This window comes from Stenotrophomonas forensis (assembly GCF_028752115.1).
Lineage (GTDB): Bacteria > Pseudomonadota > Gammaproteobacteria > Xanthomonadales > Xanthomonadaceae > Stenotrophomonas > Stenotrophomonas forensis.
Window position 1 is genome coordinate 1,373,263 of the sequence record NZ_CP082270.1, and the last position, 12,977, is coordinate 1,386,239.

Here is a 12,977-nt window from a genome sequence, read left to right on the forward strand (position 1 = left end):
GTTAGAGCCTGAACGACGCCAGCTCGTCGTCCTCTTGCACGACCAACTCGCCGTCGCCCCCGTGGTCAGCTGCCACCTCGACCGATCCGATCAGGTCCTGCCAGTCCACGCCCTGGTTCTGCTCCAAGACGGCCAAGAGGTTGATAAAGGCGGTGATCGTTGTGCGCGGGGTGCGGAAGAAGCTATCGCCGATTCGATTGGCGCAATGGGTCATGAACTGGTGAATGGCTTCATCGGGCAAGAGATACTTGCCTGCGTCGCCGGCAGCGTAGACATGGCGAATCTTGGTGAGCAGGACGTAGAAGTCTTCGGCTGTCAGGCTCGACAGTCGAACGACAGGGCCGCTGAAATCCACCAACCCGTTGGTGGCAAAGGTATTCTGGGCCAGGCGGCTCTGAAGAGCTTCATAGCTGTAGACGCCGCGGCGGGTATCCATCAGGAAATCCGGGGTGCCGCCCAGAACAAAACCAAGGCCAACCGCAGTGCCCTGCAGGGAGTCGTTGAGCATGCGCAGGAGCTGCTCGTAGTTTGCATTCCGGGCCTGGGCGTTGGCCAACTTGTAGAGGTTGACCAGTTCGTCCAGGCACACCAGCAGGCCGCTATAGCCCGCCAGCCGAACAAAGCGGCCCATGAGCTTGAGCTGGTCGTAGACCGATGCGTCGTCCACGATGGTTCGGACGCCCAGCGCTGCACGCGCGTCCGTCCGGGTGGCAAATTCGCCACGCAACCAACGAATGGCATCGGACTTGAGCTGCTCGTTGCCTTGCTCGAACCCTCTCCAATAGGCGGCGATCACGTCGGCAAAGTCATAGCCGTTCACCAGTTCGCTCAGCTGCTCGAGCTTCGCGCGAATGACCTGCTCGGTGGATAAGCCTTGCGACTTGGACTCGGCCACTGCGGTCGAAATGAACTTCTCGACCACCCCGGGCAGCGCGCCTCCATCGGGCTTGGTCCGAGTGGCCAAGTTCCGCATGAGCTCCGCGTAGAGCGACCGGGCCTGTCCCCCTGAAGCATGCAACCGCCTGTCGGGATTCAGATCCGCGCTGGCCACGACGAGCTTCCGCTCCATTGCAACGGCGCGAACGAGGTTCAAGAAAAAGGTCTTGCCTGCGCCGTACTCACCCACCACCAGGCGGAAGGACGAGCCGCCATCGGCGAGCCGATCGATGTCACTGACCAGGGTTTGCACTTCACGGGCGCGCCCGACCTGGATCAAATGCTGACCGGCGCGTGGAACGACGCCGGCGCGCAGCGACTGGATCACCGCGTCGCGGTCCCTGGAACGGATTGGGCTGCTCATTGCTCGATCTTCTCAATGAATTCGGGGTTGATCTCCAACGGGTCGTCGCCGTCGGAAAATGGAATGTCGTAAGCGTCGAACGACGCATCGTTGATTTGTTCAAGCGCGCCGTCGAGCATCAGCTCCATGTCTGCCGCGCCATCTTCCAGTTCTGCACGGGTCCAGACGGGGCGCGACAGCATTAGCCTCAGCAATGCGCTGTGTGCCTGATCAAGCCCGAGCAACTGACCAGCACTCTCCACCTCGGCACTCACCGCTTCCGCCGGCGCAAGATCAGGGGGAGTCGCTTCCTCGTCGGTGAAAATGTTGGCGAGCAATGCGGAGACTTGGGCTGTGTCCCGCTGAAGAGCAGCGATCCGGTCGGGATCGAGTTGGAATGCGCCAGACGCAGCCTTGGGCAATGCGCTGGGGGCTTTGGGCGGGCGTGGGGCATGGACGTCGCTGAACACACGAGCGGGATCCACGCCCAACGCTTTGTAGACGCGCTCCAAGAACCGGACCTCCTCTGGGGAGACCATCCCGTCGACTTGGGCGAGCGTGGCCATGGACCCGGCGATGGCGTCCTTTATGTCCCCGCTGAGCGGATCCAGCTTCTTGCGCAGCGTAGGCAAGGAAAGCGGTGCCATCGCCAAGAGATCAAGGTGCGCGCGCAGACGCCGTCGGTCACCCTCGCTCAGATGCGTCCAGCTTTCGATTTCGCGTGAAAGGTGCTGAAGTTCGTGGGTGCTGAACGTGCCATCAGACTGAGCGACCGTCGAGGCGAGTTGCAGGGTCAACTGGGCCGTTTGATAGGCCTGAGCGTCGGTTCGATGGGTTTGGTCGGGAAGCAGGGGGAAGAGAACGATCGGGTCGTTCTCGCCAGGCACCCGCGCGCCTTCGAGCACATTGGGTTCCATGCCGACCTTGGACTGCTCCAGTGCTCGTGCGAGTTCCCGAATTTTGTCCTTGCCCAAGGTGGTTCCGACTGCCCCAAGCCTTTCCAATAGGTCGGTCAGCTTGATCGACAAATTGGCGGTTTGAACATCCGAAGCGACTTCGGCCAATGCGGTCCGCGTGGCCAGCGGCCAGATCTCTGACGGAAGCAGCAAGGTGCCCTCAATGGATTGGCGGGCCTCGGGGTTCTTGCCCACGAGCCGGCTGAAGGCTCCGAGGTCCTCCGTGCACTGAGAAACAAGTTCCTGCAGCGCCTTTATGGGCGCTCGCAATGCGGTGACATCGGGAATGTCACCGAAAGTCTTGGTGCCGGCATCAGTCCGGTCCAAGGCCGGGTTAAAGGGGCGGCGTGTGAACTTCAGCTTGGTGCGGTTTTTTGGCAGCACCATTCCAGGGCCGAACGTCTCTTGATACCGCAGAGCGAAAAGGCGATCGAACTCTTCCGCACAACGCGTTGCGGCGGTTCGCAGCGGAATCTCTGGATTGAGTCGCACCCACGCAGTGGCCAGCGCGGCGGGCACGGGGACTCGATCCAAGGAGCATTGCCCCAGGGCCAAGCGGATGTAGAAAGGCAGTTCGTAAGTTCGTTCGAACGCGGGAAGCGGCGCGTTGTAAAGCTGTTCGCCTGCTTCGGTCAGAGCCATCCAGTCGAGCAGGCTGTTGACATGACCGTGGACGTTCGGAAGCACGGCGGCATAAGCAGACGACAAACGGCGGAGCATCGCCTCGATAGCGGGCCAGTCTTGCTTGGAATCCGGATCGTTCACCGAATCCAGCAAGATGCGACGCTCCAATCCAAACAGGAACAATCGAACATACTGGATTGCGCAGCCGGGATCGGTACGGTCCGAAGCGAGCCACTTCAGATAGGAGTGGCGTTCAGCGGGTTCAAAATCTGCGTAGCCTCCCCAGTAGCGCGTCGTGGACCGGTAATCTCCGTATCGCCCTACGGCAAGAACGCCATTGACCAAGCTGGGCTCGTTCTCACGCGTGCCAGGGGTGATCAGCCGCGGACCTGTGTAGAACAGGCCGCCCCGGATAACGATGCCGGCGATCTCGATCTCGTCCTGGACGCCGAGCCAGCGGGTCTTGTCCCAGCCCTCGGGGGGGCGGGGTACCGTGAATTGCTTTGCCGGCGTTCCGGCGTCGATGGCCACCCGCCGGAGCTCATCGGGCAGGGAGGGAGGCGAAGCCCGCGATGGAAGCGGGGGCGGCGGCGTCATTGCACCTGCGTCGCGGGTTCCGTTCGTGTGGGGAGAGTTAGTCTGCTCCGCGGCTCTTGAGTCCGAGTGCGCTCGCCCATCTATGGTGCCCGTCAAGGTTTCTCCCGAGGCTGTGTCCGCGTTTGTGGCGAACTGGATCAGCGGCTCGACCAGCTCATCTTGCGAAGTCGCGGCCAAGCGCTGGGTCACGGCAAGTTTCGCCGCAGCGAGGTTGCCCGGGCGCGCGCGCTCAATGCGTTCCTCGTCAGGTTGGTAGGGGTAGGGGGTAGAAGGGTTTGCGGAGCCCACGGCCGTCAGCACCCGTGCGGCGGACTCGATGGCAAGGCGCATGCTCACCGCGGCTTTGGCCTCTTCCAAATTGCCAGGACGGGGCGGCGAAAGAGTCTCCGGGGGCGCTTTGCTCGGGGCCTGCGCCGCAGGCAGCGCCGGGCGCCCCTCAGAGCCGAGCGGGCGCGCATCTTCTGGCACCGCAGCGCCGACCGATCCCGAGGACGTGCCCGATTCAATATTCGCGGGTCTCGCCGGTTGGGCAGCTTCTGCGCGGGGCTGTCTCTGTGCCGCCTGCCCAGATGGAAGAGCGGATGCCTTGATCAACTCCGCCAAGGTCGGCTCTGGAGCGGGGACCGGCTTGGCGGGAGAGGGTGTCTTTTTCGGGCGCATCGCCTGCCACTTGGCCCAGAGCCAAACGGCGGCGGCCACCGCAAGGACGATCCCCAAACCGATCCAGACTTCCTTTGGCACCAATGCTATGACGACCAGGATTGCGACGATCCAGCCGCCTGCGGTTTGCTTCCTTCTCGCCATGTGGCCCCCTGCCTTTGGCGCTTCCTTTTGGGGCATTGTAGCTCGCCAACCCCACGTGAGACGCGCATCGCCAGGACGGGGCGAGGCTCTGGGATGGCCAGGATTCGCCCATTCAGTATTGGCGTCCAGGGCACTGGCGTGCCTGCCCCAAGCCTTGACGTTGATGGCCGTACGAGTGAGCTGGGATGATCAGTGGGGTGGTGAGAGCCGTGTTTCGTTCACCGCAAGCATGTGCCGCTGCAGGGCTGCGACGATCTCGTTGTCTGGCAGGTTCTGGGCCCCGGCCAGGAAAACGAGTTCGGCCACTTGTCGTCTGCGCTTGGCGTCGTCGCGGCGCTTGATGGCCTTCTCCCGGGCATCCTGCCGCTGATGCGCCAGAAGCTCCCTGGCTTGAAGCTGGGCCAGCCGATGGGTGGCCCGTTGGATCTGATCGCGGTAGTGATTGGTGGATGACATGATCTTCTCCTAGTGAAGTCTCCCTCAGTGAAGCAATGATTTCTCATCCGTCAACCTATTTATGGCGCATCGCTTTCGCACTTGATGCAATTCAGAAAATCAGAAAAGAAAGATGCAAATGCAAAGAGCGAAAAGCGCACTTAGGCATCACAAGTGATGCGTGCGCAAAGGGCTTCGCCCCTTGAACCCCAAGCCGCTTTGCGACTTGCCAACGGCAAATTCAAAGGCATAAAGGGCTCAAAGAACTGGAGCTCTCTGCATGGCTATCTACCACACCCGCGTCAAAACCTTCTCCCGTGCCAAAGGCCATTCGGCCGTTGCCGCCGCGGCCTACCGCGCGGGCTTGTCGCTCGTAGATGAGCGCACGGGAGCACGGCACGACTACTCTCGCAGAGGCGGAGTGGTCGAGAGCCGCTGGGTGGTTCCTTTGAAGGCGCCCGATTGGTCGCTCGATGCGGCCAGGCTCTGGCAAGCAGCCGAGGCGGCAGAGAAGCGAAAAGACGCGACCGTGGCCCGAGAGTTTGAGATCGCACTTCCGCATGAGCTCAATGGGCCGCAGCGCTCGGCCCTGACGGCGGACATCGCCCGGGCCCTGGTTGATCGCTACGGCTTTGCAGCCCAAGCGAGCATCCATTCGCCGGGCAGCAACGATGGACTGAATTGGCACGTGCACATCCTCGCCACCACGCGCCGCTTGGATGCCGAAGGGCTTGCGGACAAGACGCGCGAGCTGGACGGTGGCCCCTCGGGGCGCAGCGAAGTGGAGTGGCTCCGGGCGATGGTGGCCCAGCTGACAAACCAGCACTTGGCCGCTGCCGAGGTCCCAGTGTCCGTCGATCATCGAAGTTTGGAAGCGCAAGCGGAGGACGCGCTCGAGCGCGGCGACATCGTCGAAGCTGCGGTTCTCGGGCGGCGCCCAACGATCCACTTGGGCCAGCAGGCCTCAGCGCTCGAACGGCGGGGAGTGGAGACCGATGTCGGGAAGGTTCTGGCCAACATCGTTGCGGAAAACCAGGGTGCTGTGCATCAGGCAGCGATACGGTTTGAGAGGGCAGCGACGGATACAGATCGTGCCCGCGGACATGCATCGATGCCGCCGAACCGTGTCGAGCTGGGGGCGAAATCGGGTGAAAGCTACATCGAGGACGTAAAGGGATTCGGTCGGCGAGGAGCTCTGGCCATTCGCACTCTTCCCGATGCACCCGAACCATCGCTGCGATCCCTGATGGAGAGCGCGTGGGGACTTTGGCGTGACGTGGTGGCGGCCGGTCTCGAGGGCGCGCTTCGGTCCACGCGCCTGCTTCTAGGTCGCCTGGACTTGGCCGTTAGCAACGGGAGCGTGGCGACAAGGGTGCGCAAGGATATCCACCGAGCGCTAAGGGGCTTGACCGCCGTGAGGCGACGAGCGACGGAGTGGCTGCGACGGGTGGAGGCAGAACGACGGGCTGCATCGCTTCTGACGCGCGCGGAGCGGTCGTTGGAGGACTTCATCGAACAGCAGCCCCGGCCGACAGGCGCTGCACTGGTGGCTTGGGCCCGGCGTCGCGGACGTCGCTTGGCCGCAATCGAGCAGCGTTTGGATGCCCTGAGAAAAGCTCGTACAAAGATCGAGGACGGTCAGGAAGAGGCCTGTGCGAATCAGCTGTCAGCCGCCGTGGCAGAGTTGGAAGCCGGCAGCAGGGTAGCCCTGGATCAGTTGGAGGATCCGCTTCACGAAACGGGAGACCCCGCAAAGCTGACTGTATCCACCCCGCAGGCCACGCCTCGGCCAAGGCTTCACTGACAGCAATGAAGAGCCCCCGCTGTGGCGGGGGGCTTGGGAAGTTCAATGAATCGTTGGCCGTTTGGTCGTTGGCGGCTTGGCCGAGGGCCTGATTCCCCGCCGATCAGCGAGCAGTTGGTCCAACGGAGCCAGATCCTCTTTTACCTCGACGCGTTCCTTGGTTGTAGGAGCGGGCCGTGGCTGAAGGTGAGGCCTGTCATGAATGAGGTCGACTGGGTTTCCGCCTGCGCGCTGGCGCAAAACCTCGGCGGCGACCTCCAAGGCCACTCGAACATCTTCTGAGCGCTCCTGCTGTGTACGCTGAGCCGCTCGTTCGATGGTGCCGCTTAAAACCAGCGCGGCGATTCGGGTTTGTGGATCAGTCATGGTTCCTCCGTCGTTGGTGTGTTCCCGTGGTCGGTCAACTGAGCATCGATGGGTTGGATCGGGCTTTTTCCTGAAGACCTGCCCAGGACGTGCTCCGCGAGCTCCAGAGCGGCTTGGATGTTTCCCAAGCGCTCTTCGCGAGTGCGATGGACGGTGGGATTGAAGCTGCCGCTCAGAAGTAGGGCGGCGATTTGGGTTCGTGGATCTAGCAATGTGCGTCCTCGGTTGGTGTGTGCTCGTAGCCAACCAGTTAAGTGAAAATTAGCAAGGGCACTCAGCAGGGAATTGCGCACACAATTGCTACTTAGTCGAAAAGAACTTGCTGGCGGGGAAGCGGTCCCTGGAAAGTCACCTGCAGTCGCGCAGTCGGCCCCACAAGCGGGGCTGACTCCGCCGGCGTTGGATCACGATGGCCCCAAGTTAGCTCTCTAAAGAAATTCGCAACGGGGTCGATAGCCGCATAAGAGGGCGTTGCCCAACCTTTGCGACGAGGACAGGATGTCAATGAAAAAAATGGTTCTAAGCAGTGCGTTCTTGCTTCCTGCACTCGTAGGGTGCGGGAAGGCCGGAGCGCCGGAGTGCGGCGATGAGATGACCCTGGACCTGGTTCGCAGCATCATCCAGCGGGAGCTGGGGGCGACCAGTGCTGCTGCCAATTTGAGCGCAGAGCAGCTTCGCAGTGTTCTTCCCATCTCTTTGGCTCATCCGACGAGCTTTGATGAGAAGATCAGCCGCTACAGTTGCGAAGCTGACCTGGCCGCGCCATTCAACAACCCTGGGCAGGACGTTTACAAGCTACGGCTTGAATACACCTCTCAGGCGGTCAATGGACAACACTTGGCCGAGGTCCAGGTGCTTCCTGGAGATCTTATTGGCATCGGTGCGGCTATCAGCTCTAATGTCAGGAGCCAAACACAAGCCATGGCTCCCGCAGCTGCGGCCCCAGTGGAAGCGTCACAGGCAGTGGACGTTGATCCTGCTTATGATTCAGCGATGTCGACGAAGGCGGACGATTACCAAGAGCCCAACTCGGACGAGCCGCTGGCGGATGGCGCTTCGACTGGGCCCAGCTTTGACTGTGTGAACGCGTCGTCGGCCGTAGAGCAGATGATTTGTGCCGATCCGGATCTGGCCCGGTTGGACAAGCAAACTGCAGAGGCGTTTGGTGCCGTCCGGACCCGCTCGATGGACCCGGGCGAGGTTGCGGCGAGTCAAGGACGGTGGCGCAGGACGGTGCGGGACGTCTGTACCGACGAAGCCTGTGTGGAGCAGGCTTACCAAGCGCGGTTGGCCGAGTTGAAATAGCTCCTAAGGAATCTATCGCTGGCCGTGACTGCTCAGGGCACGGGCCTGAGCAGTTCCTGGACGGCCAAATCAACAGCGCTCCTAACGCGGTCGCTAGCCGCTTGGTCAACTTGTCGGCAATTTTTGCGTGCTCGGCCCGGGCGTAGCCGGCCATCTGCAGGACGGATATCCCGCCCTTGCTCCGGCTTGTTGTTGATTTTTTGGGAATTTATTTCCCTGGGGCGAAAGAAATAGCCGCTATCTTAGGGATAGAGCATACACAGCAAAAAGGCCACCCGTAGGTGGCCTTTTTGCTACGATCTTTTACTTTTGCAGCATGGCCCTAAAGGCCGTCGCGGGGTACTGGTGCTGCTCCAGAACTCCCACCAAGTGAAGCTATGCTATCGAGAATTTCGCCGTTGGTCAAGTAACCCCACCTGGAGGGCCTAGCGGCCACTGTAGAGCGCCCTCAGCATATCTACCTCGTCCAGAAGGTCAAGGTTCATGTTTGTGGCCCACATGTCCGCAACCTCCTTGCATAGGCGGAGGTGCTCGGTTTCCGCCTGCAAGGTCAGGAGTTGGGCTTCAAGTTCATTTACCCGGTCGGACAGTGGTTCCAACACGCTGATCCTCGCCTTGGCGTTAGCGAGGGCACTCTGGTTCTCGTAGTAGTCACGTACACTGATCGAATGGAGCAGCGCCTCCTTTAGTGAGCGCGTTTCGGAGCTGGACAGCGAGACGCTGTAGTTGGTGTCTCGTCCGGATCGCACGCCACCACGTCCCTCGTAGTACGAAACGGGTGGCAAGACGCGGCGCGTCGACACTGTTTCGATCATGCTGGCGATCGCCCAACTTCGTTTTCCCGAATTGCCGTAGAACTTCAGTTGCTTCAGTGTCTCGTCTGACAACTCGAACGTCGTCTTGTCGGTTGTCGCTGGCTCCTGAGACGTGATCGGAACCACTTGTAACGTCGTTCGACGGGAGGTGCTCACCACGACGGCTAAGCGGCGTTTGTGCATTTCGCCGTTTTGGATGGTGTCGCTGTATCGCTTGTTTGATCGCAGCTCGCCGTCGCTCCGCCCAATGGTCAGCTCATGACCGTAATCGACTTCCACTAGGTTGCCAGGCCGAACGGTGCTTGAAAGACTACGTCGCGTGCCCTTGTTTAGGGTTTGGTGGAGGTACTCTGTAGCGCCCGAACTGGGAGGCGCATTGAGCACAACCTTATAGGCCGCGCAGGTCGTGGTGGTGGGGGCTGTTGGTTCAACCGAATGTACAAGCCACTGATAGCAGTCATGGCCGTAGAACTTCTTAACGAAGTAGATCGTGCGGTCGTGTTCGCTCCGAGGGAGTAACACTTCAGAAATTCCATCAAGAGACTCGCTACCGAGCGCATGAAAGGTTTCGTTCTGCGCCTGATCTAGCCTGCGCTCAATGTAGCTAACAAGAATGCTCGACACGAACCCGCCTAGTATGTGACCTGTTGGAAATTTGCCCAAGAACCGTGATTGCTATGGCGTACGCTGACGAATGGCTTGGCCAAGGGCGGCTTCATGCGAGCAGCTCCTCAAATAGGATACTAGAGGGCCGAACAGTTGCTGTTGCGGCGATGTTGCGACGAAGCGCAGATTTCGCTGGCGATGTTCGAGATCCTTGCTGCACAAGGCTCTTGGTGACTAAAATCTTCTTTTAGTCGTTCTGCTTCATCAGCGGGGTGTGTTCTTTGGACGCCTTGGCGTTGCTGGTGTTGTCTTTCGTATCAGTCACTTGGAGCGGTTCGCGTCTGGGCAGGGCGTCTGGGCGAGGCCTTGCGGGGCAGGGCCGGAAGAACAGTTAGTGTAACGGCCTGGGCGGGTCGATGATCCCCGCCCTGATCCACCGGGCGGGGCGCGCGCGCCGGGGCTGTCTGGGCGCCAACGACAGGGGTGGTTTGGTTGATTTCCATGGAGGGCCACGGTAGTGTCGGCCCCGGCGATTCCCGCCAATCGGCCTCCATGGAAACCGGGGCAATTCATCCCCGGGCGGGCGTTGATGGAAAGAACACGCATGACTGCAGCCTGCATGGCCGCCGAACCTCGCCATTACTGGCGCATCGCCCTGCTGAGTACGCTGGTTGCCGTTGTCCCGCTTGCCGGATCTGCGTCGTACAACCTGTTGAAGGCCGTGCTGCTGCTGGCCCTGCTGGTCACCGGCGTGGTGCTGATCCGTCGCCAGCCGGATGTCCGCCTGCGCTACCGCATCGCGCGCTTCATCGTGATCGCCTGTTTGCTGCGCCTGGCCTTTGCCTTCTTCAGCATCGCCTGGCACGACCTGCGCTGGAGCGAGCTGGACCTGCCCGCGCAGATGCTGCTCTATCTGGGTACGGCCGCGGTGTTCGCCGCCGTGCTGGACTGGCGCCTGATCTGGACTCTGTTCGCGCTCTCCACCCTTGTGTTCGGTGGCTCATGCATCGTGCAGCACCACGTGATGGGGTTGGAACGTGCTTATGGTTTCAGTGGTGGCGAATGGACGGCCATCGAGTTCACGATGGTCACGCTGTGCATGGCGCTGTTCTCGGTCATCCGGTTGATCCAGCCGAACGTCCATCCGGCCGAGCGCTGCCTGCATGGGGTTGCCGTTGCCGTGGGCGTCTACGGCTCGATCCTGGCGCAGAGCCGGGGGCCGATCCTGGCCTTCATTCCGGCGATGCTGATGGTGATGACGGTGCACGTGTGGCGTACCCGGCGCTGGCGTGGCCCGCTGGCCTTCGTCGGCGCCCTGGTCATCGGCGTGCTCGGTGCCACCACGGTGCTCAACCATCAGGTCATCCAACGCTTCGGTGAGGTCAGTGGCGAGATCGCCGGCTTCAACCAGCACAACGAAGTGGGTTCGGTGCGTGAGCGCATCGCGATGTGGGGCGTGGCGGTCGACGCCATTGCCGAGCACCCGCTGACCGGGGTGGGCTTGAACCAGTTTGGTACCTATGCGCGCGAGGGCATTGCGCGCGGCGAGGTGTCCGACGCGATCTCTCGCTACAACCATCCCCACAACGAGTACCTGGAAGCGGCAGTGACCGGTGGCGTGCCGCTGTTGCTGATCATGCTGCTGATCTTCATCCTGCCGGGTATTCATTTCGTGCGGCGGATCGGCCATGCCGATGAAACCACGGCGATGGTCGCCACCGCCGGCCTTGCCGTGGTCATCGTCTACGCGCTCTCGGCGTTCACCGACAACGTGTTCTATCGGGCAATGCCGCATTCGTTCTATTTCTACCTGGTGCTGGGCTTCGTCCTGGCGACCGCGTTGCCGGTCCGCGACCTGCGCCGGGACGGGAGTTCGCACTGATGGCGCATGTTCACCTGCTGGCGGCCGACAACCAGCGCGGCTTGAGCCATGACATCCAGGTGATCGAGCGCTCGCTGCGACAGCTCGGGCATGAGGTGACCATCAGCCGCCTCGATGCGGTACGCAATGGCGGGGCGTGGAAACTGCGCCGGTTGCGCCTGCGCCGCCTGTTGGCGTCGTGGCTGAGCCTGGGGCGGAAGCCGGCGCGATTCGATATCAACATCTCGCTGGAGCACGTACGGCCGGCCAGTTTTGGCCTGGCCGAGGTCAATCTGCTGATCCCGAATCCGGAATGGGTATCTGCGCGCAGCCTCCGCATCCTGCCGCGATTCGATGCCCTGCTGACCAAGACCGAGGACGCCACGCGCATCTTCACTGCGCTGGGCATGCGCGCGCTGGAAGTGGGCTTCTGCAGCCGCGACCGCTACGACGCTTCGGTGCCGCGCAAGCCCCGCAGCTTCCTGCATGCCGCAGGCAGCAGCCGCATGAAGGGTACGGCGACCCTGGTGAAGGTCTGGAAGCGGCACCCGGAATGGCCCCTGCTGACCGTCCTGCGTGGTGGGCCTTCGGACGAAGACGAGGGTGGGGCGGCAAACCTGCGGATCGTCCGCGAGCGCCTGCCCGATGAAGAGGTGCAGCGCCTGCAGAACGAGCATGTGTTCCACCTGTGCCTGTCGCAGACCGAGGGCTGGGGCCACTACCTGGTCGAAGCGATGAGCTGCGCGGCGGTGGTGATCACCTGCGATGGCGCGCCGATGAACCAGATGATCGATGAGAGCCGCGGTCTTCTGGTGGCGGCTCACGAGGGCGCGCCCTGCCACCTGTCCAGGACCTGGCATGTGGACGAGACAGCGCTGGAGCAGGCCGTCGAGCGTGCACTGGCGATGGATGAGGCCGAATGCACCCGGCTCGGTGCCAATGCACGCGCATGGCATCTGGCCAGCGAGGTTGCGTTCCCATTGCGCCTGGGTGAGGCCCTGGCGGAATTCTGAAGCCCGGCACGCGGCGTTGCCGCAGCGCGCTCAGGCAGCGACCAGGGTGATCTGCGGATGCCCGTCGAAGATCTCCATCACGATCTCGAAGTACGTCTGTCCCTGGCGGTGCTCCAGCGCCGCGATCTGCTCGTTGATGGCCGCGACATTGAAGGTGCCGGGCTGATCGAGTTTTGACCGCAGCCACGCATGCGTGGCGTCCCGCCCCAATACACTGCGGCTATGCGCGATGTCGTGCCAGACGACGGTCGCGGCGGAGTGGCCGGCGAGCACGCCATAGCCACCCCACAGCAGGTCATCAAGCGCGTCCAGGCTTGCTCCCAGCTGCCAGTTCTCGCTGGCCATGAACACACGGTTGATTTCCGCGTACAGGCTGGCGATGTCGTTGATGGATGCGCCGTCGATGTGCAGGACCAGGGACATGCCGCAACTGTAGCCGTTCGCCGGTAACGGCTGCATGCACTGGCAGCCCGATCCGGAACGGTGGTGTCCGCTGCTGATTATCAATGGAT

The 12,977-nt window shown here is 61.9% G+C and carries 10 protein-coding genes; 4 read left to right on the forward strand and 6 right to left on the reverse strand.

Annotation, left to right across the window (positions count from 1 at the left end):
* Position 1: 1 nt before the first annotated feature.
* The 3 genes from K5L94_RS06490 to K5L94_RS06500 form a co-directional block, all read right to left on the reverse strand.
* Entirely contained in the window at positions 2–1,300 is a 1,299-nt protein-coding gene (locus K5L94_RS06490) for an ATP-binding protein (RefSeq protein ID WP_274512294.1), read from the reverse strand.
* Positions 1,297–4,260, reverse strand: coding sequence for a tellurite resistance TerB family protein (locus K5L94_RS06495; RefSeq protein ID WP_274512295.1), 2,964 nt, complete (start codon positions 4,258–4,260; stop codon positions 1,297–1,299). The genes K5L94_RS06490 and K5L94_RS06495 overlap by 4 nt, the downstream gene beginning before the upstream one ends.
* 189 nt (positions 4,261–4,449) lie before the next feature.
* A complete protein-coding gene (locus tag K5L94_RS06500; RefSeq protein ID WP_019659219.1) occupies positions 4,450–4,716 on the reverse strand; it encodes a hypothetical protein in 267 nt (88 codons plus the stop codon).
* 259 nt (positions 4,717–4,975) lie between these two features.
* On the opposite strand from K5L94_RS06500, the gene mobQ reads away from it, so the two are divergent.
* Complete coding sequence (mobQ, locus tag K5L94_RS06505; RefSeq protein WP_274512298.1) at positions 4,976–6,499, forward strand: MobQ family relaxase; 1,524 nt, start codon at positions 4,976–4,978, stop codon at positions 6,497–6,499.
* 42 nt (positions 6,500–6,541) lie between these two features.
* Here mobQ and K5L94_RS06510 read toward each other — a convergent pair whose 3' ends face one another.
* Positions 6,542–6,865 carry a hypothetical protein gene (locus tag K5L94_RS06510; RefSeq protein ID WP_180874505.1) on the reverse strand — a complete coding sequence of 108 codons (324 nt, stop codon included), beginning with the start codon at positions 6,863–6,865 and terminating at the stop codon, positions 6,542–6,544.
* 591 nt (positions 6,866–7,456) lie between these two features.
* Between K5L94_RS06510 and K5L94_RS06515 the strand changes: the two genes are divergently transcribed.
* Positions 7,457–8,170 (forward strand): lysozyme inhibitor LprI family protein, encoded by a 714-nt coding sequence (locus K5L94_RS06515; protein WP_144435270.1) that lies wholly within the window; start codon positions 7,457–7,459, stop codon positions 8,168–8,170.
* Between the two features lie 425 nt (positions 8,171–8,595).
* Here K5L94_RS06515 and K5L94_RS06520 read toward each other — a convergent pair whose 3' ends face one another.
* The gene (locus tag K5L94_RS06520; RefSeq protein ID WP_144435271.1) at positions 8,596–9,609 is read right to left on the reverse strand and encodes a type II toxin-antitoxin system PemK/MazF family toxin; all 1,014 of its coding nucleotides are present in this window, start codon (positions 9,607–9,609) and stop codon (positions 8,596–8,598) included.
* A gap of 586 nt (positions 9,610–10,195) precedes the next feature.
* Here K5L94_RS06520 and K5L94_RS06525 point away from each other — a divergent pair.
* Both K5L94_RS06525 and K5L94_RS06530 read left to right on the forward strand, forming a co-directional pair.
* Positions 10,196–11,473 (forward strand): O-antigen ligase family protein, encoded by a 1,278-nt coding sequence (locus tag K5L94_RS06525; RefSeq protein ID WP_274512304.1) that lies wholly within the window; start codon positions 10,196–10,198, stop codon positions 11,471–11,473.
* Positions 11,473–12,465, forward strand: coding sequence for a glycosyltransferase family protein (locus K5L94_RS06530; RefSeq protein WP_274512305.1), 993 nt, complete (start codon positions 11,473–11,475; stop codon positions 12,463–12,465). The genes K5L94_RS06525 and K5L94_RS06530 overlap by 1 nt, the downstream gene beginning before the upstream one ends.
* A gap of 30 nt (positions 12,466–12,495) precedes the next feature.
* Here the strand turns inward: K5L94_RS06530 and K5L94_RS06535 are convergent, their stop codons facing one another.
* On the reverse strand, positions 12,496–12,888 hold the full coding sequence (locus K5L94_RS06535; protein WP_053449149.1) for a barstar family protein: 393 nt from the start codon (positions 12,886–12,888) through the stop codon (positions 12,496–12,498).
* Between the last annotated feature and the right edge of the window lie 89 nt (positions 12,889–12,977).

What these genes read in the sequence shown, in the direction of transcription:
- K5L94_RS06490 (WP_274512294.1), bottom strand. Translation starts at nt 1,300, where the DNA reads ATGAGCAGCCCAATCCGTTCCAGGGACCGCGACGCGGTGATCCAGTCG.
- K5L94_RS06495 (WP_274512295.1), bottom strand. Translation starts at nt 4,260, where the DNA reads ATGGCGAGAAGGAAGCAAACCGCAGGCGGCTGGATCGTCGCAATCCTG.
- K5L94_RS06500 (WP_019659219.1), bottom strand. Translation starts at nt 4,716, where the DNA reads ATGTCATCCACCAATCACTACCGCGATCAGATCCAACGGGCCACCCAT.
- mobQ (WP_274512298.1), top strand. Translation starts at nt 4,976, where the DNA reads ATGGCTATCTACCACACCCGCGTCAAAACCTTCTCCCGTGCCAAAGGC.
- K5L94_RS06510 (WP_180874505.1), bottom strand. Translation starts at nt 6,865, where the DNA reads ATGACTGATCCACAAACCCGAATCGCCGCGCTGGTTTTAAGCGGCACC.
- K5L94_RS06515 (WP_144435270.1), top strand. Translation starts at nt 7,457, where the DNA reads ATGACCCTGGACCTGGTTCGCAGCATCATCCAGCGGGAGCTGGGGGCG.
- K5L94_RS06525 (WP_274512304.1), top strand. Translation starts at nt 10,196, where the DNA reads ATGACTGCAGCCTGCATGGCCGCCGAACCTCGCCATTACTGGCGCATC.
- K5L94_RS06530 (WP_274512305.1), top strand. Translation starts at nt 11,473, where the DNA reads ATGGCGCATGTTCACCTGCTGGCGGCCGACAACCAGCGCGGCTTGAGC.
- K5L94_RS06535 (WP_053449149.1), bottom strand. Translation starts at nt 12,888, where the DNA reads ATGTCCCTGGTCCTGCACATCGACGGCGCATCCATCAACGACATCGCC.